At 61.2% G+C, this 22201-nt stretch carries 19 protein-coding genes and 1 pseudogene; 11 read left to right on the top strand and 9 right to left on the bottom strand.

The window, feature by feature from the left end:
* Window positions 1-19: 19 nt before the first annotated feature.
* The gene (locus BA011_RS16845; protein ID WP_065281292.1) at window positions 20-976 is read left to right on the top strand and encodes a 2-hydroxyacid dehydrogenase; all 957 of its coding nucleotides are present in this window, start codon (window positions 20-22) and stop codon (window positions 974-976) included.
* A gap of 68 nt (window positions 977-1044) precedes the next feature.
* On the opposite strand, the gene BA011_RS16840 is transcribed toward BA011_RS16845, so the two are convergent.
* Window positions 1045-1824: a gamma-glutamyl-gamma-aminobutyrate hydrolase family protein gene (locus BA011_RS16840; protein ID WP_065281291.1), complete on the bottom strand. Its 780-nt coding sequence runs from the start codon at window positions 1822-1824 to the stop codon at window positions 1045-1047.
* A gap of 291 nt (window positions 1825-2115) precedes the next feature.
* Between BA011_RS16840 and BA011_RS16835 the strand changes: the two genes are divergently transcribed.
* A complete protein-coding gene (locus BA011_RS16835; RefSeq protein ID WP_003552852.1) occupies window positions 2116-3222 on the top strand; it encodes a TRAP transporter substrate-binding protein in 1107 nt (368 codons plus the stop codon).
* 86 nt (window positions 3223-3308) lie between these two features.
* On the opposite strand, the gene BA011_RS16830 is transcribed toward BA011_RS16835, so the two are convergent.
* Together BA011_RS16830 and BA011_RS16825 are read right to left on the bottom strand one after the other, a co-directional pair.
* A complete protein-coding gene (locus BA011_RS16830) occupies window positions 3309-4802 on the bottom strand; it encodes a TRAP transporter large permease (protein ID WP_065281290.1) in 1494 nt (497 codons plus the stop codon).
* A 21-nt stretch (window positions 4803-4823) separates the two neighbouring features.
* A complete protein-coding gene (locus BA011_RS16825; protein ID WP_065281289.1) occupies window positions 4824-5363 on the bottom strand; it encodes a TRAP transporter small permease subunit in 540 nt (179 codons plus the stop codon).
* 329 nt (window positions 5364-5692) lie between these two features.
* Here BA011_RS16825 and BA011_RS16820 point away from each other — a divergent pair, with 329 nt between their 5' ends.
* From BA011_RS16820 to BA011_RS16795, 6 genes are all read left to right on the top strand, one after another.
* Window positions 5693-7996 carry a putative bifunctional diguanylate cyclase/phosphodiesterase gene (locus BA011_RS16820; protein ID WP_065281288.1) on the top strand — a complete coding sequence of 768 codons (2304 nt, stop codon included), beginning with the start codon at window positions 5693-5695 and terminating at the stop codon, window positions 7994-7996.
* 146 nt (window positions 7997-8142) lie between these two features.
* On the top strand, window positions 8143-8895 hold the full coding sequence (locus BA011_RS16815) for an N-acyl amino acid synthase FeeM domain-containing protein (RefSeq protein WP_017962130.1): 753 nt from the start codon (window positions 8143-8145) through the stop codon (window positions 8893-8895).
* A 265-nt stretch (window positions 8896-9160) separates the two neighbouring features.
* The gene (locus BA011_RS16810; RefSeq protein ID WP_017962129.1) at window positions 9161-9385 is read left to right on the top strand and encodes an aa3-type cytochrome c oxidase subunit IV; all 225 of its coding nucleotides are present in this window, start codon (window positions 9161-9163) and stop codon (window positions 9383-9385) included.
* A 154-nt stretch (window positions 9386-9539) separates the two neighbouring features.
* On the top strand, window positions 9540-10688 hold the full coding sequence (locus BA011_RS16805) for a Re/Si-specific NAD(P)(+) transhydrogenase subunit alpha (protein WP_065281287.1): 1149 nt from the start codon (window positions 9540-9542) through the stop codon (window positions 10686-10688).
* On the top strand, window positions 10688-11086 hold the full coding sequence (locus tag BA011_RS16800) for a proton-translocating transhydrogenase family protein (protein ID WP_003542949.1): 399 nt from the start codon (window positions 10688-10690) through the stop codon (window positions 11084-11086). The genes BA011_RS16805 and BA011_RS16800 overlap by 1 nt, the downstream gene beginning before the upstream one ends.
* A 7-nt stretch (window positions 11087-11093) precedes the next feature.
* Complete coding sequence (locus BA011_RS16795; protein WP_065281286.1) at window positions 11094-12488, top strand: NAD(P)(+) transhydrogenase (Re/Si-specific) subunit beta; 1395 nt, start codon at window positions 11094-11096, stop codon at window positions 12486-12488.
* 83 nt (window positions 12489-12571) lie between these two features.
* Here BA011_RS16795 and BA011_RS16790 read toward each other — a convergent pair whose 3' ends face one another.
* The 5 genes and pseudogenes from BA011_RS16790 to BA011_RS45115 all read right to left on the bottom strand — a co-directional run.
* Entirely contained in the window at window positions 12572-13054 is a 483-nt protein-coding gene (locus BA011_RS16790; RefSeq protein ID WP_065281285.1) for a DUF992 domain-containing protein, read from the bottom strand.
* A 114-nt stretch (window positions 13055-13168) separates the two neighbouring features.
* Complete coding sequence (locus tag BA011_RS16785) at window positions 13169-14821, bottom strand: sensor histidine kinase (protein ID WP_065281284.1); 1653 nt, start codon at window positions 14819-14821, stop codon at window positions 13169-13171.
* Window positions 14822-15302: 481 nt separating this feature from the next.
* A complete protein-coding gene (locus BA011_RS16780; protein WP_003542941.1) occupies window positions 15303-16172 on the bottom strand; it encodes a tetratricopeptide repeat protein in 870 nt (289 codons plus the stop codon).
* A gap of 135 nt (window positions 16173-16307) precedes the next feature.
* Complete coding sequence (gene rpsU, locus BA011_RS16775) at window positions 16308-16523, bottom strand: 30S ribosomal protein S21 (protein WP_003542939.1); 216 nt, start codon at window positions 16521-16523, stop codon at window positions 16308-16310.
* A 176-nt stretch (window positions 16524-16699) separates the two neighbouring features.
* Window positions 16700-16932 (bottom strand): annotated as a pseudogene (locus BA011_RS45115) (adenylate/guanylate cyclase domain-containing protein); the annotation flags it as partial.
* A 158-nt stretch (window positions 16933-17090) separates the two neighbouring features.
* On the opposite strand from BA011_RS45115, the gene BA011_RS16765 reads away from it, so the two are divergent.
* A complete protein-coding gene (locus BA011_RS16765) occupies window positions 17091-19262 on the top strand; it encodes a CHASE2 domain-containing protein (RefSeq protein ID WP_065281282.1) in 2172 nt (723 codons plus the stop codon).
* 6 nt (window positions 19263-19268) lie between these two features.
* Here the strand turns inward: BA011_RS16765 and BA011_RS16760 are convergent, their stop codons facing one another.
* Window positions 19269-20291 (bottom strand): FecR family protein, encoded by a 1023-nt coding sequence (locus BA011_RS16760; RefSeq protein ID WP_065281281.1) that lies wholly within the window; start codon window positions 20289-20291, stop codon window positions 19269-19271.
* 253 nt (window positions 20292-20544) lie between these two features.
* Here BA011_RS16760 and BA011_RS16755 point away from each other — a divergent pair, with 253 nt between their 5' ends.
* Window positions 20545-21798 carry a sarcosine oxidase subunit beta family protein gene (locus BA011_RS16755; RefSeq protein WP_065281280.1) on the top strand — a complete coding sequence of 418 codons (1254 nt, stop codon included), beginning with the start codon at window positions 20545-20547 and terminating at the stop codon, window positions 21796-21798.
* Window positions 21798-22199, top strand: a complete 402-nt coding sequence (locus tag BA011_RS16750; RefSeq protein ID WP_065281279.1) for a hypothetical protein — start codon at window positions 21798-21800, stop codon at window positions 22197-22199. The genes BA011_RS16755 and BA011_RS16750 overlap by 1 nt, the downstream gene beginning before the upstream one ends.
* The last annotated feature ends 2 nt before the right edge of the window (window positions 22200-22201 follow it).

The raw sequence follows: 22201 nt of genomic DNA, 5'->3' as shown, positions 1-22201 counted from the left end.
TCATCCAAGAGGAAAAGCCATGTCCCGCATCGCCATTCTCGTTCCTGGGAAGATACACGAGCGTGTTCTCGGCAGGCTGAAGGATCGTTTTGAGATTATCGCCGTCCCGCGCGAGGAGACGCTTGCGCTTGACGGCGAGATTGCCGGCCGCATCCGCGGCGTCGCCGTATCCGGTTCCTTCCCGGGCGCCTGGATGGACCAGCTGCCGCATGCCGAAGTGATCGCCAATTTCGGTGTCGGTTATGATGGCGTCGATGTGAAACATGCCGCCGAAAAAGGCATTGTCGTCACCAATACGCCTGATGTGCTGAACGATGAGGTCGCCGATACGGCGATCGGCCTGCTGCTGAACACGGTCCGCGAGTTGCCGCGGGCCGAAGCCTGGCTGCGCGCCGGCAACTGGAAGCCGGGCACGGCCTATCCGCTGTCGCGCTTCTCGCTGAAGGGCCGGCATGTCGGGCTTTATGGCCTTGGTCGCATTGGCCTCGAAATTGCCAAGCGGCTGGAGCCGTTCAAGGTGAAGATCAGTTATCACACACGTTCGCGCCATGCCGATGTGTCCTACGATTATTACCCGACGCTGAAGGGGCTGGCGAATGCTGTGGATACGCTGATCGCTATCGTTCCGAAGACGCCGCAGACGCATAAGACGATCGGTGCCGATATTCTGGCAGCACTCGGCCCTGACGGCATTCTCGTCAATGTCGGCCGCGGCTGGACGGTGGACGAGGAGGCGCTGAGTGCCGCGCTTGCTTCCGGGGCGCTCGGGGCTGCCGGTCTCGATGTCTTCTATGAAGAGCCGACCGTGCCGGCCGACCTGCTGGAACCGACCAATGCCGTGCTGCTACCGCACGTCGCCTCCGCGTCCGTGCCGACACGCAATGCAATGGCCGATCTCGTCGCCGACAACCTCATTGCCTGGTTCGAGAAGGGTGCGGCGCTGACGCCGGTGCCGGAGACGCCGCAGAAGGCTTAGGCGTAGCTGGCTCTGCGGACGATGCTTGCCGAGTAACAGACATAGCGCTTCGCGGGCGCCTGGAGGAGTCAGGCAATCGCCTGCGCGGGGATCATCGGCAGCTTGGCCGCGGCATAGCTGCGGACGGCGTCGCCGAAAGCGGCGAATAGCTGGTTCGAAGACTTGTCGGTTTCAGCCCAATATTCCGGATGCCATTGCACGCCGACGGCAAAGGCCTTGGCGTCGATGACGGAAACGGCCTCCACCGTGCCGTCTTCGGCGATCGCTTCCACCTGCAGGCGTGGGGCGGTCCTGGCGATTGCCTGGCGATGCAGGGAATTCACGCGGATCTCGCCCGGACCAAGAATGCCTGCGATGCAGGAGCCTTCCTTGACGTGGACGGTCTGGCGAATGGCGTACATGCCGTCCCGGTCGACGCCTTCCGGCCGGCGGTGGTCCCAGATGCCGGGTTGCTCCTGGATCTCGCTTGCCAGCGAGCCGCCGAGGGCGACATTCAGCTCCTGGATGCCGCGGCAGATGGCAAGCAGCGGGACGGCGCGGTCGATGGCGCGGCGGATGAGCGGCAGGCTGGTGGCGTCGCGGGCGGGGTCGAACGGGCCGTGCTCGTCATTCGCCTCGGTACCGTAGAGCGAGGGATGAACATTGCTGGCCGAGCCGGACACCAGCAGACCGTCGACGCGGTCGAGGATCGCATCGGTATCGTAGCCTTCCTCGAAGGCGGGGATCACGAAGGCCATGACGCCGGCGGCATTCAATGCGGCACGCAGATATTGATGCTGCACGGCATGCCAGGTTGCGCCGTCGAAGCTGCGGATATCGGCAGGAATGGCAACGATCGGTTTCGTCATATCAGCCCAGGTGAAATCTTTGTGCTTGCCGTTTTTGCCGCCAGAACGGCAGTGAAGTCAACGCTTGGCTGCGTGAGATGGCAGAATTCCTGCGAAAGCGGTGCCGAATCTCCCCGATTGCCGCTAAGCTGCTGATTTTGATAGGCGCCTACGGGCGACCTTATTGCTGTCCTGATGCCAAAGGCTAATAGACTAAAGCTTGAATCGCGGCCCTCGCCATGCTTAGGTTTGCCTTTGATGCGGGTAGGGGTGAAGGCCGCCGCACAGTACCATCTATACGGGAGGTTTTTGATGGATCGTCGTTCGTTTTTCAAGAAGGCGGGAACCGCCGGCGCCGGTGCGGTTGCCGCAACGGCATTGGCAGCGCCTGCGATCGCGCAGGAGAATCCGAAGATCGCGTGGCGCATGACGTCGTCGTTTCCGAAGAGCTTGGATACGATCTATGGCGGAGCTGAGGATATCGCCAAGCATGTTGCCGCCGCGACGGACGGCAATTTCACGATCCAGCCCTTTGCGGCCGGTGAAATCGTGCCCGGCCTGCAGGCTGTCGATGCGGTTGCCGCCGGTACGGTCGAGGCAGCCCATACCACCTCCTATTATTTCGTTGGCAAGGACCCGACCTACGCCATTGGAACGGCCATCCCGTTCGGATTGAACAGCCGCCTGACCAATGCCTGGTACTATGAAGGCAACGGCAACAAGCTGATGAATGAATTTTATGCCACCCAGGGCATGTATGCGCTGCCGGCCGGCAATACCGGTGCGCAGATGGGGGGCTGGTTCCGCAAGGAAATCAATACGCTCGATGACCTCAAGGGCGTCAAGATGCGCATTGCCGGCCTTGCCGGCCGCGTGATGGAGAAGGTCGGCGTCATCCCGCAGCAGATCGCCGGCGGCGATATCTACCCGGCGCTGGAAAAAGGTACGATCGATGCGGCGGAATTCGTCGGCCCCTATGACGACCTGAAGCTCGGCTTCCACAAGGTGGCGAAGTACTACTACTATCCGGGCTGGTGGGAAGGTGGCCCGACGGTGCATGGGTTCTTCAATCTCGAAAAGTGGAGCAGCCTGCCGAAGCATTATCAGGCGGCGCTGACCGACGCCTGCGCCTTTGCCAACACCAACATGCTGGCGAAATACGACACGAAGAACCCGACCGCGCTGAAGCAACTCGTCGCCGAAGGCGCGACGTTGCGCCCGTTCAGCCAGGAGATCATGGAAGCCTGTTTCCAGGCAGCGACAGGCATCTACAGCGAAATCTCGGGCACGAACCAATATTTCAAGAAGATTTACGACGACCAGACCGCCTTCAAGCGGGACGCATATCTCTGGATGCAGCTGTCGGAATACACCTTCGATACGTTCATGATGATCCAGCAGCGGGCCGGAAAGCTTTAAGCTCTCCGCCGTCGACGCTTCAGACGAGCGCAATAACAAAACCCCGGATCTCCATCCGGGGTTTTGCTTTTTGCTGGACTAAACATCTATTTGGCCGGTGGCGGCGGTGCTCCCGGCAGGCCGTTTAGCGGTGGCAGGGTCAGGCCTGGGATCTGCGGCGAGCCATTGCCGCCGCCGCCCAGTGGCGGCAGGCCGAGCTGGCCGCCGAAGCCCGGGACTTCGATCTTGATCGAGTTCGGGTCAACCTTCGGGCCGTGATCCAGCCAATAGGTGACCGATTGCGGCCAGAAGATCACGATCGCCACCAGGATCAGTTGCATACCGACCCAGGGGAGAGCCCCCATGTAAATATCCGAGGTCTTGACGTCCTTGCTGGCGATCGAGCGCAGGTAGAAGAGTGCGAAGCCGAAGGGCGGATGCATGAAGCTCGTCTGCATGTTGACGCAGATCAGCACGCCGAACCAGATCAGGTCGATGCCGAGACTGGAGGCGACGGGTGCGAGCATCGGGATGACGATGAAGGCGATCTCGAAGAAATCGAGGAAGAAGGCGAGCACGAAGATGAAGATGTTGACGAAGATCAGGAAACCGACCGGCCCGCCGGGAATGCCCGACAGCATGTGCTCGATCCAGCGCGAGCCGTCCATGCCCTGGAAGACCAGGCTGAAACAGGTGGAGCCGATCAGGATCATCACCACCATCGATGTAATGTGCGTGGTCGATGCCATAGCCTCGCGGATCAGCGGCCAGGTAAGGCGGCGATTCATGGCCGCCAGCGCCATGGCGCCGACGACGCCGAGCGCGCCTGCTTCCGTCGGCGTTGCGAGGCCCATGAAGATCGTGCCGAGCACCAGGAAGATCAGCACGATCGAGGGGACCATGCCCATCAGCACCTTCATCAGCAGCGCCCAGTTGAAATCGCCGCGCACCTCTTTCGGCAGCGGCGGCATCGATTTCGGCCGGATAATCGACATCACCAGGATGAAGAGCACGAAGATCGTCACCTGCAGGATCGAGGGGCCGATCGCGCCAAGATACATGTCGCCGACCGACCTGCCGAGCTGATCGGCGAGGACGACGAGCACGAGCGAAGGCGGGATGACCTGGGTGATCGTGCCCGAGGCGGCTATGACGCCGGTGGCAAGGCGCGGATTGTAGCCGTAGCGCAGCATGATCGGCAGCGAAATCACCCCCATGGTGATCACGGAGGCGGCCACCGTGCCGGTGATCGCGCCGAGTACGGCGCCGACGAGGATCACGGCATAGGCGAGGCCCCCGGGTATGCCGCCGAAGAGCTTGCCGGTGCCCTCGAGCAGGTCCTCGGCCAGCCCGCAGCGCTCCAGCACCGCGCCCATGAAGGTGAAGAAGGGGATGGCGAGCAGGAGGTCATTGGAAAGGATGCCGAAGAAGCGCGGCGGCAGCGCTTGTAACCAGACCGCGCCGAAATGGCCGGTGACGATGCCGATAATGCCGAAGAACAGGCCGACGGCGGCAAGCGAAAAGGCGACCGGAAATCCGTAGAGCATGAAGATGACCATGCCCAGGAACATGGCCGGCGGGATGATGCCGAAATCAAACAAATCCGTGTCTCCCAGCCCGCCTTACTGCAGCGGCTTTTCGTATTTCGTGTCGATGCTGATGTGGCCGGTGAGCGCTGCGATCCGCTTGACCAGTTCCGAGAGACCCTGAAGCGACAGCAGCGCGAAGCCGGCGACCAGGATCAGCTTGACGGGCCAGCGGATCAGCCCGCCGGCATTGCCCGATATTTCCCCTTGCCGGTAGGACAGTGCGAAGAAGGGCCAGCAGACCCAGGTGAGGAAGACGCAGACGGGAATGAGGAAGAGAATGAGGCCGACGATGTCGATCCAGATCTTCGCCCTGTCGGAAACCGAACCATAGATCAGATCAACACGGACATGCTCATTGTTGCGCAGCGCATGCGAGGCGCCGAGCATGACGACGAAGGCGAAGAGATACCACTGGATCTCCAGCCAGCCGTTCGAACTGTAGTTGAAGGCATAACGGACGATGGCGTTACCGGCGCTGATCAGACAGCAGAACAGCACCATATATTCGGAAAGTTTGCCCATGAACTGACTGATCGAATCGATCAGCCGGCTTGCGGCCAGAAGTACCGACATTCGCCTCCCCTTATTCTTGTCCCGCCGGTTTTCCGGCAGCTTTTCCCTCTTGCAATCGATGTAGACCACAGCCTTCGAAATTGGAAGGATAAATGCCTCGCGTTGGAGTATAGTCTTAGACGCATCGGCCCCGCCGTAGGGTCGTCAAATATTTCAACAACCCAGGCGTGGATAAATTATTTCAGTAATCTCGCCGGTAGGCTGCATTAACTCGCGTAGGCTGTGCGGTTCACCCTCTGGTTTTAGAAAATTTGACCAAATGTTTGATTCCATTGAAATCAATTTTTAAAGGGTTGGGCTTAGAATTCCCGCGCACAGGGAAAGTGTGGATGAAGCCAGATAACCCGAACAGGGTCCCAATAGATGTGTATCTGTCGTTTGTGAGTTCCCTCTCCGGGAATCGCATGACGCTTCTTGTTGGCGTGATTGTACATGTTGCGACGTGCCTTGCCGTGGCTGCCAAGACACAATACTCCATCTACATCCTGCTGTCGGTCGCCTTCCTTCTGGTCTTCGGCGCTCGCATGGCCATCTTCCGGCAGTTCGATCGTGTCGACAAGCAGAGCCTGTCGCACGCCGGAATCGAACGGTGGGAGCGGATTCTCGTTGCCAGTGGAGCCTGCACCACGGCGCTCCTCGGCATCGCCAGCGGCTACGCCATCTTCGTCGTGCGCGATTCCTTTGCGGAGCTTGCCTGCATTTCCGTCACCATGGCAACCATGGTTTCCGTCGTCGGCCGCAACTACGGCTCGCGCTTCGCAGTCGACCTCCAGACGTTTTTCTGCTGCCTGCCGATGATCGTCTGCAGCCTGCTGGTGCTAGATTTTTATCGCGGCGTGCTGTCGATCTTCCTCATTCCTTTCTGGCTGACGACGCGGGCCATGGCAAACGGCGTGCGCGAGTTTCTCTATGAGAACGTCATTGCGCGCCGGGAAATCACCATCATTGCCGACCGTTTCGATACGGCGCTCAACAACATGCCGCACGGCCTCGTCATGGTCGATGCCGAAAACCGCATCCAGGTGGTCAATCGCAAGGCCTGCGAGCTTCTGAAGATCGGTGCGCCGGAGCGGCTGAAGGACCGCGACCTCGGCGCCGTGCTGCGCTACGGCGCGCGCTACAGCTTCATGGATGCCTCGCAGCCGGAGCTCATCCTGCGCCAGCTCACCCAGGTCGCCGAGGGCAGCCTGTCGCGCACGCTCATTCATTTTCCCGAGAGCCTGTCGCTCGAATTCTCCGCCAGCCGCAGGGCCGACGGCGGCGCCGTGCTGATCTTCGAGGACGTGTCAAGCCGGGTGAAGGCGGAGCAGAAGATCCTGCACATGGTGCGCTTCGACGCGCTGACCGGCCTGCCCAACCGGCAATATTTCGGCCAGTTGGTGCAGGAGTATTTTGCCAAGTCTCCGAAGAAGAACGGGCCGCTCGGCTTCATGGTGCTCGATATCGACGAGTTCAAACATGTCAACGACATGCGCGGCCATGTGACCGGCGACCATCTGCTCTGCGCTATCGCCGCCCGCATCAAGCAGGCTTCCGGTAATGCCATCCTCGGCCGGCTGATGGGCGATCAGTTCATTCTGTTCTTCCCGCGTGCGAAGGAGCAGGTCTCGCTCGACCGCGAAATTCGCCGCGTTCATGCCGCGATCCAGGGTAACTACGAGGTCGACGAAGTGACTTTTCTCGTTTCGCTCAGCGCCGGCTACGCGATTCTCGAAAGCGACGCGTTCGCGATGGACGAATGGAGCGTCAAGGCGGATCTTGCCCTGTTCGAAAGCAAGTCGCGCTTCAAGGGCGGCATCTCAGGATTCGAGCGGGAGATGGACGGCCGCTATATCGAGCAACAGAAGCTGAAGGCGGATCTGCGCGATGCGGTCTCGGCGCAGGCGCTGCATCTCGTCTTCCAGCCGATGTTCCGGGCCGACGGCTCGCGGATCGAATGTGCCGAGGCCTTGGCGCGCTGGGTGCATCCGGAGAGGGGCTCGATCCCCCCCGATGTCTTCATCCGGCTCGCCGAAGATATGGGCATCATCTCCGACATCACCCGCTTCGTGCTGTTCAAGGCGTGCAGCGAATGCATGAACTGGCCGGAACATATCGCCGTTTCGGTCAACCTTTCGGCGCGGGATCTGCGCGATGCCGACATCCTTTCGGTGGTTGCCGAGGCGCTTGCCCATTCCGGCCTCGCCGCGGCACGACTGCATCTCGAAGTCACCGAGAGCTGCCTGATCGACGAGCCGGCGGCGGTGCGCGCCATCCTGGCGGAGCTCAGGTCCCGCGGCATCACCATTGCCATCGACGATTTCGGCACCGGTTTCTCCAGCCTCAGCTATCTCGACACGCTGCCGCTTGATATCGTCAAGATCGACCGGTCCTTCGTGCGCAACATCGTCGAGGATGCGCGCCGCCTCAAGCTCTTGCGCGGCACAGTCAATCTCGCCCGCGAACTGGGCCTGAAGATTGTCATCGAGGGCGTTGAGACCGAGGAGCAGCTGGCGCTGCTCAACAAGCACCGCAGCGCCGATCTCGTGCAGGGTTACGTTTTCTCGCGGCCGGTGCCTTCCCAGAACATCACGCTGCTACAAGAGGGCATCGGCCGCCGCACCGTCCAGCGCCGTCGCAACAAGGTCGCCTGAGCCGCCTGCAAGTGACTGGTTATCCCAGCCGAAAATCTTGCGCGCCGTTAACCTTAATAGTTTAAATTCAACCCAACTTTTCAGATTTTCTTGCCTATATATCGGCGGCGTATGATTAATGATCCGTTAACGAGCGGATCGAGAGAATGTCAGACACACTTTTTACGCGTAGCGATTTCAGCAGGAAAATCCTTGAAATTCTAGATCACGTCGAATATCGCCGGGTCGAAAGCAGTGAAGACATGGAGGACGTGGAGCGGCTGCGCTACAAGGCCTACAAAGCCCACGACGCGCTGTCGCTTGCCCCGGAAGGTTTATTGGACGATGTCGATTTCGACAGCCATGCCTATATCTTCGGTCTCTATTATTATGGTGAACTGGTCAGTACGATCCGAATTCACTATGTGACGCCGGAGCATCGTATCAGCCGGTCCGGAGAGGCCTTTCCCGAGGCGATGGATGAGCTTTTGGACGCCGGGCTGACCTTGATCGACCCGGCGCGTTTCGCGGCCGATCCGGAGCTCACCGCCGATCTGCCGTGGGTTCCCTATCTGACGCTGAGACCCGCCATCGTTGCGGCAGCGTATTTCCGGGCTGACCGCGTTATTCAGTCCGTCCGGCCCCCGCATGCCGCCTTCTACAAGCGGGTCTTCTATGCCGATACCATCGTGCCCGGCCGACTGGCGGAGAGTTACGGGGTTGACGTGACGCTGATGGCGACGAATGTGATCGAGGTCGGACGAAAGCTGCTGACGCGCTATCCCTTCTTCATCTCCAGCGCCAGCGAGCAGCGTATGATGTTTTCGCGCACTCCGAACGACACGCTACCGCCGCTCACCATCATTCCGACGGCGCGTTTCGTGCCGCCAGGCGAACTTGGCACCGATCTGCCGCTGTGATTTCCCTTTCTCCGCGATAGAGAGGCGATGCCGTCAGGGCAGATGAGGCGTGGACGACAGGCGAAGCCGCATCTGTCGCCGGACCTCCTTTCATCCGACCGTTGAGGTCGTCTTCTCGTCCGAATGAGGTCGCTGCGAGGCGCGCTTGCGGCATTCTCATGCATTGCGCTTTCGCCTGTCATTGTGTAATTCCTGCAGGAAGGGATTTCCCTCGCTCAGGCTAGGGAATCAAGCAGCGCAGAGGCATTTCAGGGAGACGATATTTATGGCCGAACATCATACCGGACCGGTCGAGACCGGCGCGCCGATGGACTACAAGGAACATGAAAAGACCTACGACATGTTCGTCGCCAGCGCGAAATACGGCTCGATGCTTCTCATCGTCCTCCTGCTTGCAATGACCGCCGGTTTCTTCGGCGGCGCCGGCCTTCTCGGCGGTCTCTTCGTCTTCATCATTCTACTCGCTGCCGGCATCTTCCTGCTCCGCTGATCGCGTAGATTCAGAGGGTCAGAGCGCCCTTTGTGCGTCCGAAAGGCCGCACGGCGCTCTGAGGGAGGAGAGCTTCTCCGAAGCTTTTTGAATGAGGTGCTTGGCCTGCGCAGGGAAGCCTGCGGCGGTCTGGCTGACCCGGAGGAGGGGGCAGTTGGGCAATATCGTTTTCGTTGCAAGGGAAAACACGGGCGAGGAGACGCGCGTCGGCGCCTCCGCTGAGACCGTGAAGAAGATGAAAAGTTTCGGCTTCGACGTCGTCGTCGAAGCCGGTGCCGGTGCGGCTTCGCGCATTCCCGACGGGGAGTTCGAGGCTGCCGGTGCCAGGATCGGCAGTTTTGCGGATGCAGCCTTGGCCGACGTGGTGCTGAAGGTGCGCCGTCCCAGCGGATCGGAAATTTCAGGCTATAAAAGCGGCGCCGTGATCGTCGCCATCATGGACCCCTACGGCAATGACGAAGCGATCGCGGCACTGGCAAGTGCCGGACTTTCGGCTTTCGCGATGGAACTGATGCCGCGCATTACCCGCGCTCAGTCCATGGACGTGCTGTCGTCCCAGGCCAATCTCGCCGGTTACCAGGCCGTCATCGAGGCGGCGGCGGTTTATGACCGCGCCATGCCGATGATGATGACGGCGGCCGGCACTGTGCCGGCTGCCAAGGTCTTCGTCATGGGCGCCGGAGTCGCCGGTCTTCAGGCGATTGCGACCGCGCGCCGCCTGGGTGCTGCGGTCTCGGCCACCGACGTTCGCCCCGCCGCCAAGGAGCAGGTCGCCTCGCTCGGCGCCAAGTTCATCGCCGTCGAGGACGAGGAGTTCAAGGCAGCGGAAACGACCGGCGGCTATGCCAAGGAAATGTCCGCCGACTATCAGAGGAAACAGGCGGCTCTGGTTGCCGAACACATCGCCAAGCAGGATATCGTCATCACCACCGCGCTGATCCCCGGTCGTGCGGCGCCGCGCCTCGTTTCGCGCGCCATGCTCGCTTCGATGAAATCAGGTGCGGTTGCCGTCGACCTAGCGGTCGAGCGCGGCGGCAATATCGAGGACGTCGTCCCCGGCGAGATCGCCGATGTCGAAGGCGTCAGGGTGATCGGTTTCGCCAACATGCCGGGCCGGGTCGCGGCCAGTGCCTCGGCACTCTACGCCAAGAACCTCGTCACCTTCCTCGAGACCATGGTCAACAAGGAAACCCGGAGCGTGGTCGTCAATCTCGACGACGAACTCGTCAAGGCGACGATGCTGACCTATGCCGGCGACGTCGTTCATCCCGCCTTCGGCGGTGCGAAGAAGGGAGACATCTAATGGCCAGTGAAGCAATGGACAGAGCGCTCGAGCAGCTCGACCAGGCGGTGACCGCCGTCATCACGGCAGCCGCCCAGGCACCGGAAGCGGCAAGTGCTGCGACCGGCGGGGCGATCGATCCCTTCGTCTTCCAGCTTGCCATCTTCGTATTGTCGATCTTCGTCGGCTATTACGTCGTGTGGTCGGTGACGCCGGCGCTGCATACGCCGCTGATGGCCGTCACCAATGCGATCTCCTCCGTCATCGTCGTCGGCGCGCTTCTGGCGGTCGGCATCTCGACCAGCGGGCTTGCGACCGGCTTCGGCTTCGTCGCCCTCGTGCTCGTCTCGGTCAACATCTTCGGCGGTTTCCTCGTTACGCAGCGGATGCTTTCGATGTACCGCAAGAAGGACCGGTGAGGGACTGATGACCAATATCGCAGCCTTCCTCTACCTCGTCTCCGGCGTGCTCTTCATCCTGGCGCTACGCGGCCTGTCGCATCCGGCCAGCAGCCGCAAGGGCAATCTCTATGGCATGATCGGCATGGGGATCGCGATCCTGACGACGCTGGTGCTGGCGACGCCTGACTTCGGCGGCTTCGTGCTGATCGTTCTTGGCCTTGCCATCGGCGGCAGCGTCGGCGCCTATGTCGCCCGCACCATCCCCATGACCTCGATGCCGCAGCTCGTCGCCGGTTTCCATTCGCTGGTCGGCCTTGCCGCCGTGCTGGTCGCGGCTTCGGCGCTTTACACGCCTGCTTCCTTCGGCATCGGCGAGATCGGTCACATCCACACCGAGGCACGCGTCGAGATGGCGCTCGGCGTGGCAATCGGGGCACTGACTTTCACCGGCTCGATCATCGCCTTCCTGAAGCTCGACGGACGCATGTCCGGCAAGCCGATCCTGCTGCCTTACCGGCATGTGATCAATGCGAGCCTGCTGGTGCTGATCGTGCTCTTCATCATCGGACTTGCCGCCACCGAGAGCCATTTCGACTTCTGGGCCGTCGTCGCGCTGTCGCTAGCGCTCGGCGTCCTGCTGATCGTGCCGATCGGCGGGGCCGATATGCCCGTCGTCGTGTCGATGCTGAACTCCTATTCGGGCTGGGCAGCGGCCGGCATCGGCTTCACGCTCGGCAATCTGGCGCTGATCATCACGGGTGCGCTCGTCGGTTCCTCCGGCGCGATCCTCTCCTACATCATGTGCAAGGGCATGAACCGCTCCTTCGTTTCCGTCATCCTCGGCGGTTTCGGCGGTGAGACGGCGTCCGGCGGACCCGACACATCAGACAGGACGGTCAAGCTCGGCTCGGCCGAGGATGCGGCTTATCTGATGGCCAACGCATCGAAAGTCATTATCGTGCCGGGATACGGTATGGCGGTCGCCCAGGCCCAGCATGCGCTGCGCGAACTCGCCGATAATCTCAAGAGGAACGGCGTCGAGGTGAAATATGCGATCCATCCGGTCGCAGGCCGTATGCCCGGCCACATGAACGTGTTGCTCGCCGAAGCGAATGTTTCCTATGACGAGGTTTTCGAACTTGAGGACATCAACTCGGAATTCGCCCAGGCCGACGTCGCCTATGTCATCGGCGCCAATGACGTCACCAATCCGGCGGCGCGCGACGACAAGACCTCGCCGATCTACGGCATGCCGATCCTCGACGTCGACCGGGCAAAGACCTGCCTCTTCGTCAAGCGCTCGCTCGGCTCGGGTTATGCCGGCATCGACAATACGCTGTTCTACAAGGACGGCACGATGATGCTGCTCGGTGACGCGAAGAAGATGACCGAGGATATCAACAAGGCGCTCGCGCATTGATCGCTGCAGCCGCCCTCCGGGCGGCTGTTTGATTCATGCAAACAGTTAACTGCTGTCTGCCTTGGCCGACGCGGCGGCTTCCGTCAGGTCTCGCCCGGCACGAGGGTCATTTTCTCGACGCCGATCGCCAGGTTCAGACCTTCCTGGGCCTGGACGTTCAACGGCTGCAGCATGAATGCCTTGTCGGTGCCGCCGGCGATAACCTTGGCGCCTGCGCCTGCACCAATGCTCGCATCGGCGCCGATCCCATAATATTCGCCGGCAAGGGCGAACTGCGGGATATCCGTGCCGGTCTTTGCCAGCACCTGCCAGATCATGACGCTCTTGCCGGTCTGGCCGATATCGAGGCCGAATTTCTCGATTTTGCCGGCATAGACCGCCTTGGCGCCGCCGGCCGATGGCGTATAGGTGCAGATAAGGTTCTTCTGCGAGGTGACGATCAGACCCTGGCCGCCATCCGATCCGCAGACCAGACGGCCAAGCGTGACATAATTTTCCGCGCCCGCCGGGCTCGCCCAGGCAACGGCTGTCAACGCCGCGGCTGCGATCATCGTTTGCTTGAACATGGTCTTTCTCCTTTGGAACGACCTGTCCGAAACGGGTGGAGATAGCGATTGTTCCGGGACGCAGATTCAAAGTGATAGAGCGTCCTTAGCGCGTCTGAAGAGACGCGCGGCGCTCTATTCTCGCTCCAGCGTGGCGCGCTGCGCCGTCAGCACCCATAACAGGCCTTCGGGCCGGAAATCGATCTCAACCGTGCCGCGAAAGGCGGAGGCGGCATGAGCCTTGATAACGGTCGTGCCGAAGCCCGAGCGCGATGGCTCGGTGACCGGCGGGCCGCCGCGCTCTTCCCAGGTGAAGCGGAGCAGGGCATCCGGCTTGTCCGCCTCGCTGACGTCGCGCCATTCGAAGTGGACACGGCCCTGCGGTACGGAGAGCGCCCCGTATTTCACCGAATTGGTGGCGAGTTCATGCAAGGCAAGGCCGAGATTCTGCACGGCATCCGGTTTCAGCACGAAGTCTTCGCCGCTGATGTCGATCTGCTCGCGCGATTGCGGGAAGGCGTGCAAATGGATGTCGACGACCCGCCGCAGCGATACCCCTCCCCATTGTTCGCTGGTCAGGAGTTCGATCGAACGCACCAATCCCTCGAGGCGGTCGGCGACGGCGGCGCGGAAGGTCTCGACGCTGTCGGATTGTTTGGCGAGCTGGCGCATCATTGCCTGGGCAAGTGTCAGAAGGTTCTTGGTGCGGTGGACGAGTTCATGCATAACGAAACGCAGCCGGTCCTCGGTCTGGCTACGGTCGAAAGAGGCATTCGAAAGGGCAATCGCCACCTGGTTGGCCTCGATGACGCTGGTCTCGACCGGCGAAACGATATGGCCTTCGCCCATCCGGTTTGCCATGTCGGCGATATCGCGGATGGTGGTGCGCACCTGTCTTGCGACGGCATAGGCGGCCAGCACCGCGACAAGCACCAGTGCCACGCCGCCGATGATCAGGAAACGCCAGGTGCTGAGGATCGAAGCCTGGGCGATCGGCCCCCAGATTACCGTCTTCCACGACCAGCCGGGAATCTGGGCATAACCGAGGAGCATGTGCGGCAGGATCGCCTCGTCCTCGAAGACGCCGCGGGACACGGTGAGCGCCGGCAGAATACGCGGATCGAAGGGTGTGCCGGGTTCGAGATTGGCGGGGCCAGTGGCCGCGACGACGTGGCCGCTCTCATCGATGACGGCGGCCGACCAGCCGGGGCCAAGGCCCTCGGTGGTCACAAGCTTGCGCAGATCCTGGGCGTTCTGCGTGATGATAAGGGCTGCGACCGGCTCATTCTTTCGCGGCAGGGTGACGTTATAGACCCATTCGCCGCTGGTCCGGCCGCGAAAGACGTCGGACGCTTCGATGCGACCGGACGCCATGACCGCCTCGAGGGCGGGGATATTCGCCGTCTGGCCGAGTGGCGTGCCGAACGCCCGACGGGTGTTGAGCAGTTGCTGGCCGCTGCGGTCGACGGCGATGACGAAAAGCGTATTGTCTCTGAGGGCCGTTTCCGTGCGCTCATGGAAGGAGGCGAGATTGCCGTTTTCAAGCTCCGGCGAACTGGAAAGCAGCCGAAGCGTCGTCGCCATATCCTGAAGCTGGCGGTCGATGATGCGTGAAAGGGCAAGCGCATCCTGGGCCGTCTCGCGCTTCAGCGTCGAACGCTGGTTGTCCTCCAGCTGCAGCAGAAGCAGCGCCACGAAGGCGAAGATCGGCAGTGCGATCGCCACAGCCATGGCGACGAGGTAGGTGCCGATCGAAGCCTTGGGAAAGAACAGCGCAACGATTTTCATCTGTTACGCCACATCGCATGCGCACATGCATAATTCCTTAAATCGGAATCGATTTAAGGACCAAATTATGGGGAATTCAAAGTGCTAAAGCGTCCTTTACGCGTTTGAAAAGACGCGCGGCGCTGTAATGCGCTTGGCCCGCAACGGTTTTGGCTTGCGGCCAGGAAAGCCAAGATCCGCATCTCTCGCAAACCGCCCCCAACACGTGTTCGAACATCCGATAGCGGGCTATCGAAGAAGGTCCATGTTAGGGGGAGCAAGAGCAGGTTGCAACACACTATGACAGGCCATCGCCGAGGATGGACGCTTTTTCGGCTTCTCTTTGCAAGGTGGTGCAGCGGCTTTGCCACAGCGTCGCTTTCTCCGCCCGGCATGGCACGATATCACCTCGATGATATCTAACGGCCGGAAGATTCGTTTGAACCATCAGAGACTTGGCCGCAGCCCCGACGGGCGGCGCCAGGGCCGCCCAATGATGTTCTTAGCCGGCTGGGGCGACGCCGACGCGAGCAAGGCCGTCACGAGCCGGCTGGTACTTCGGATCGAGACCGATCGCGTGGCGATAGGAGCGGGCAGCCTTCGCCTTGTCGCCGCGGCGTTCGTAGACGAGCGCCTGGTTGGCCCAGGATTCGGCGATGTTGCCGTTAAGCTCGATCGCATGGTTGAAATCGGCAAAGGCGTTGTCGTCGTCGTTCAGGGCGATATAGGAAATGCCGCGGCCATTGTAGGGCTCGGCCGAATTCGGGGCGAGCGAGATCGCTTTCGAGAAATCGTCGATCGCCTTATCCTGCTGATTGCGCTTCTGATAGATCAGGCCACGATTGTGATAGGCGCGGCCATCGGTGGTGCCGAGCTGGATCGCCTTGTCGAAATCGTTGAAAGCCTGGTCGTCCTGGCCAGCCATGCGATAGACATTGCCGCGGCCGATATAGGCGACGTCGTAGCTCGGATTGATCTGCAGGGCGGCATTGTAATCGGCAATCGCCTGGGCCTGCTGGCCCATGTTGCGATAGACGAGAGCGCGGTTGGCGTAAGCCTGGAAAAACCGCGGATTGATCTGCAATGCCGTGTTGAAATCGTTCAGCGCGGGGCGGAACTGGCCGGCGCGGCCATAGGCGGAACCACGGACGTTGTAACCTTCGGGATCCCTCGGGTTGGCGTTGATGACCGCCGTCAGCGACGCGATATTCTCTTCCGAACCCTGTGCCTTGTCGATGCGGATCACGGCATCCGTGGTATTGGTCGTCTCGCAGCCGGCGAGGCCGAACATTGCCGCCAGCGCCAAAGCGGGCAGGAATGCCGTTTTCTGCAAGCGCAAAGCGCGGGACGGATTAAAGGTGTTGACAGCCATTCGGGCTCGCTTTCCCCATGCGGCATATCCGGTGCGCGGATATGCGATCTTCAGCGGCAAACTAAAAAAGGCGGCGGCGAACCCATCGCCCCCGCCACAATGCATCTGAAAACGTCGAAAAAACGACGGCAACGCTCAGCGTGCTGCGACCAGACCTTCGCGCTGGGCGCGCTTACGGGCCAGCTTGCGAACACGACGAACAGCCTCGGCCTTTTCGCGAGCACGCTTCTGCGACGGCTTCTCGTAGTAGTCGCGCATCTTCATTTCGCGGAAAATGCCTTCGCGCTGCATCTTCTTCTTGAGAGCGCGGAGAGCCTGATCAACATTGTTATCGCGGACAAGTACCTGCACGAGAATCACGTTCCTTTGGTTGGTTGATGCCGGAGGCGGCGCAGCGGCCAGAGGCAAAACAATAACGTTCGCGCGGCCGCAGCCTTGCGATTGGTGATGCGGGATAGCAGATTGGGTACGGGAAGTCCAGATGGATATGGAAGGCGGGCGGAAAAATCACGCTTCGCCTGATCCGGTCATGATCCGGCCGGTTCGGGCGCGGCTTCATCCAGGGCGGCGATTACCTCCTTCAGCGCCGTCCTGACCCGGAGTCGGTCGGCAGGCTCCAGCCGGCTCATATCCAAATGCAGGTCGAGACCGAAGAGATGTTCGCTCAGAACGCGGTTCTTGTGATCGGCGCGAGCCTCAGCCCATCGACCGCATAGGGCACGATCTCGCGCTGTATGCCTTTCATCGTGATCGGCGGAAGATGCTGTTGCGCCGGTGGACGGAAAGAAAAAGGCGGGAAACCAAAAAGAGACGCCTGGAGCGCAGGTGCGAATGGCGTTCGGGCTGAAAGCGGCGTAGCCTGTCAGCCGGCAGTGCGGGGCCGCTCGAGCGGCCGTGGGAGGGACAGCCGGTGAGATCATGACGCGCGAGCAGCAAATCGGTGTCGTTATCGGTCTGATCATCGTGACTCTGCTGACCATGCTGCGCGCCGGCGATCCCGGGATGTTTAAGCTGATCCGCGGCGTGACGTTCGATGAGTATCAGCGGCTCGTTCCCAGGATCTTCGAGCCAATGCCGGTTCGTGTCATCGACATCGACGAGACTTCGCTCAGAGAGTTCGGCCAATGGCCGTGGCCGCGGGATCGGCTGGCCCTGTTGGTGGACCGGCTCTCGGAAATGGGTGCCGCGGCCATCGCCTTCGATGTTCTCTTCTCCGAGCCGGATCGGTTGTCGCCGCGCAATGTCGTCCGTGAGGTGGTCGGGGTCGATCCCTCGCTTGCCGAAAAGCTACCCGACAATGACGAAATATTCGCCCGTTCGATTGCCGACAAGCCCGTCGTGCTGGGCTTCGGCCTTTCCAACGCAGGCAATTACCGGCCGCCCGTAAAAGCGGGCTTCGCATTCACGGGCGAAAGCCCCATCTCGGCCCCGCCCCGTCTCGGCGCTTCGACGCCGCTCAGACCGCAACTGGAGGCCAACGCGGCGGGCCTCGGCCACATCAGCCTCAACCCGGGAAACCCTTCGCCGGTGGTGCGAGCGGTCCCGCTGTTCCTGACCGATGGGGAACAGCTCTATCCGAATCTCGCGGTCGAGGCGCTGCGCGTCGCGCAGGAAGCATCGACCTACGTGGTGTCGGGCGCGCCCGACCACGCGGGTATCATGACATCGGCTAAGATCGGCGATTTCGTCGTGCCGCTGACGGCGGCGGGCGAACTCTGGCTCTATGTCACTCCCGACCGGGCCGAGCGGTATATCTCCGTCCGTCAGGTGCTTTCGGCAGGTGGCGCCTCCGCGGAAGTCGAAGCCGCCATCGCCGGAAGCATCGTCTTCGTCGGCACATCGGCGGCCGGCTTGCAGGACATCCGCGTTACCGCGCTTGGCGAGAACGTTCCGGGTGTCTCGCTGCATGCGCAGGCGGTGGAGCAGATCCTCTCCGGTCAGTTCCTATCTCGGCCCGACTGGGCGGATGGCCTTGAAATCCTCGTCATCGCAGTGCTCGGATGCCTGCTCGTTGTGGTGACGACTTTCGTCAGCCCCGCCGTCGCGCTGGTCTGCGGTTTGCTGATTACCGCCATGGCGCTTGTCGCGTCGTGGCTCGCCTTTCTTTATGCGGGGCTTCTCTTCGATCCGCTGGCGCCGATCATCAGCGGATCGATCACCCATTTTGCCGCGACCTCGTTCAAGATCCTGGTGATCGATCGAGAGCGACGCGAGGTGCGGCGCGCCTTCGGACATTATCTTTCCCCGTCGCTGCTCCACCGTATCGAGCATAATCGCGACGCATTGCGTCTCGGCGGAGACGATCGCGAGTTGACGATGATGTTCGTCGACGTCAGGAATTTTACCGAAATGAGCGAGCGGCTGGCGCCGACGGATGTCGTCGCCTTCCTGAACACGCTCCTCGATGCGTTGAGCCGTCATGTCGTGGCAAATGAGGGCACGCTCGACAAGTTCATCGGCGACTCGATCATGGCATTCTGGAATGCGCCCGTCGATGTGGCGGATCATGAAGCCAAGGCTGTTCGCGCAGCGCTTGCCATGCGCGAGACACTCGCCGAATTGAACGCCGGCGACGCCTTTGGCTTCGGGCCCGATCAGGAGGTCAGCATCGGCATCGGTATTCATACTGGCCTTGCCTGCGTTGGCAATATGGGCGCCAAGACCCGCTTCAACTATTCGGCTGTCGGAGATGCCGTCAACGTTGCGGCTCGAATCGAGTCCTCCTGCAAGGAGGTCGGCTTCGATATCCTCATCTCCGACAGCACGGCACGGTCAGTGCCGGGAATGGCGCTGATCGAGGCCGGCGCGCTCCCGCTAAAGGGGAAGAGCAGCCGGACACAGATCCTCGCCGTTGTCGGCGATGAGCGGGTCGCAGCATCTCAGGAATTTGCCTCGCTCAAGGTCGTCCATAACCAGTTGATGCAGGCCCTGCAATCACACTCAAGGAATAGCCGAAAGCTTATCGGTACGGCAAAGCTCAGGGCTGTGCAGGTGATCGGCGGTCTGGCTGAATTCTACGAGCGCATATCCCGCAGGGCTGATCATTTCCGCGAGGTGCCGGAGGAGGTCGAAAAAAGCGCCGCAGACTGACAGGCCTCAGCGACCGCGATTGAAATTCTGACCCCTGTCGCGGTTCCGATCGTTGTCGTGATCGCGATCTCTATTATGGTGGCGCTCGTGCCCCCGATGATCCAAACCGTGATTTCCGGGCTTGCCGTCATCGTCATGCCGGCCATGGCCATCATGCTTGTCGGGCCTGTCCGGCTTGTCATGATGGGGCTTATCGTGGTGCGGCCTGTCATGATGAGGCCTGTCATGATGCGGCTTGTCGGGCTTGTTCGGTCGCTCCTTTTGCGGCTCGGCCTGTCTCTGTGGCGGATCCTGCCTTTGCGGAGCAGGCGCAACTGCCGGCGGAGGCCGCGTTCTGTCTTTTCTTTCCGGCGCAACCGAGGCCATATTGCAGCCGCCGAGCATGCCGATGCCGCCCGCAAGTCGCTGATTGCCGGAGAGAAAGGGCAGGGCGCGCTGATTTCCGAGCGTCGCGAGGATACTGGGGTCGACCCGGCGTGCCGCGGACATATCGCCATTCGGCTTGGCCACCACGCAATCGCAGCGTTGCTGCAACTGCCGGCAGCCGCCCGGGCCGCAGAAACGGGCAGCACCATTCAGCAACACGATGGCGGTCGTGCCATCCGGGCCGACGTAGAAATCGAAAGCGGTGCCACGTACGCCGATCGTGCCGGCGGGAGTCAGGATCTGGTAGGCCGACGAGTTGGAATTGCCGCTGACCCAGCGGAATGTGCCCTTCGCCGCCCTGATCGTCAGTTTCTTGACCGATTGGGAATCGTCGAAGACGTACTTGTCGATGACGACCGACGAACCCCAGCCGACCGCGAGCTTCGTACCGTCACGAAACAGGAATTGGCCAAGCCCGGATTGCGACGTCTTAATGCGTTCGTTGCGATGAACGCGGGTATCGACCTCGATCGGTCCGCTCTGTCCCGTCACCTGCGTCTTGATGACGACAGCCTGGCCGACCGGCTCGGCAGCGAGTGCCGGCCATGCGCCGCTTAACGCGATGCAAAGCATCGCGACTGATACTGAGCGCCAACCCCACATGATACACATACCCCACAACATGTGATTGTTAACATTTTAGTAATTGCTTGTCTTCTAACCCTCTTGGGTTAGGCGACCGGTCGACGGACAAGCAGAAATGCCGCCGCTTGCGTCATTCGCCTGAAGCGGCATTCTCTTCAGCGTGTCGAAACCAAAGCTCTCGCGCGTCGCAAAAGAACCGTTGTGCCGCATTTGGATTTGCGATTTGTATGAGCGCGGAGAACAAGCCCTTTCCCGAAGGAGAAGAAGGCGGATGCGGAAATATTCGGTTTTTGCCGTGGCACGGGAGGCCCTTCGTGGCCACAGGGGCTGGGAGAAGCAATGGAATTCGCCTGAGCCGCGCGCCGAATACGACGTCGTCATCATAGGCGGCGGCGGCCACGGGCTGGGTGCTGCCTATTATCTCGCCAAGGAGCATGGCATTACCAATGTGGCGGTGATCGAGAAGGGTTGGCTCGGCGGCGGCAACACCGGGCGTAACACCACCATCATCCGCTCGAACTATCTTTATGAAGAGAGCATGCACATCTACGAGCATTCGATGAAGCTCTGGGAGGGGCTTTCCCAGGAGCTCAACTACAATGTGATGTATTCGCCACGCGGCGTGATGATGCTCTCGCACAATATTCACGACCAGCAGTCCTTCAAACGGCATATCCATGCCAACCGGCTCTACGGCATCGACAATGAATGGCTGACGCCGGAGCAGGCGAAGGCCTATTGTCCGCCGCTCGATATCTCGGCCAGTGCGCGCTACCCCATCAACGGGGCGGCACTGCAGCGCCGCGGCGGCACGGCTAGGCACGACGCGGTTGCCTGGGGCTATGCGCGGGCGGCCTCGGACCGCGGGGTGCACATCATCCAGAATTGCGAAGTGACAGGAATCCGGCGCGGTCCGGACGGACGGGTGACCGGGGTAGAGACCTCGCGCGGCTTCATCGGCGCCAGAAAGATCGCCGTCTCGGCAGCCGGCCATACGACAACCATCATGCAGATGGCTGGTGTGCGCGTGCCGCTGCAATCGAGCCCTCTACAGGCGCTGGTCTCTGAGCCGCTGAAGCCGATCTTTCCCTGCGTCGTCATGTCGAACACGGTGCATGCCTATATCTCCCAGTCCGACAAGGGAGAGCTCGTCATCGGCGCCGGCACCGACCAGTACAATTCCTATTCCCAGACCGGTGGGCTGCAGATCATCACGCACACGCTCGACGCCATCTGCGAGCTCTTCCCGATGTTCCGGCGCGTCAAGATGATGCGGCAATGGGGCGGCATCGTCGATAACACGCCGGATCGTTCGGCGATCCAGTCGAAGACGCCGGTTCCCGGGCTTTACGTCAATTGCGGCTGGGGCACCGGCGGCTTCAAGGCGACGCCGGGCTCTGCCAATCTCTTCGCGCATCTGATTGCCCGCGACGAGCCGCACAAATTCAATGCCGGACTGACGTTGGAGCGGTTCCGCAGCGGCCGGCTGATCGACGAGGCGGCGGCGGCGGCGGTGGCGCACTGATGTGGACGGCGGCTCTCCTGACGATCGGGATCAGCGGCGCGGCAATGCCGGCCGGTGACGTTCTTCCCGGCGTCGGAGATTTCCGCCTGCAGAAGATTCACAGGGTTGCCGGCGAAAGCGAATGGCCCTTCGTTGCCGAGAGCGGCATGCTGCTTTGCGCGATGATCCTGCGCCAGCCAGCCGTCTATTTCGTGCCTGAGATCGGCGAAACGCCGGGACGTGCCTTCGTGATCGACAATGATATCGCCAAGATGGCTTTTGCGAATATCGGCATGACCGGTGTGCTGGAGCCCTATGACAATTTCGAACAGCTTCTCAAGCGCCTCATCCCCTATGTGACGATGGGAAAGCGTCTCTGCAATCAACCTCCTGGAACCAATGTTTCCGGATCGGAACTCTAAGA

Origin of the sequence: Rhizobium leguminosarum (assembly GCF_001679785.1) — a bacterium.
GTDB classification, from domain to species: Bacteria; Pseudomonadota; Alphaproteobacteria; order Rhizobiales; family Rhizobiaceae; genus Rhizobium; species Rhizobium leguminosarum_R.
This window is presented reverse-complemented; position numbering and strand designations above follow the sequence as displayed.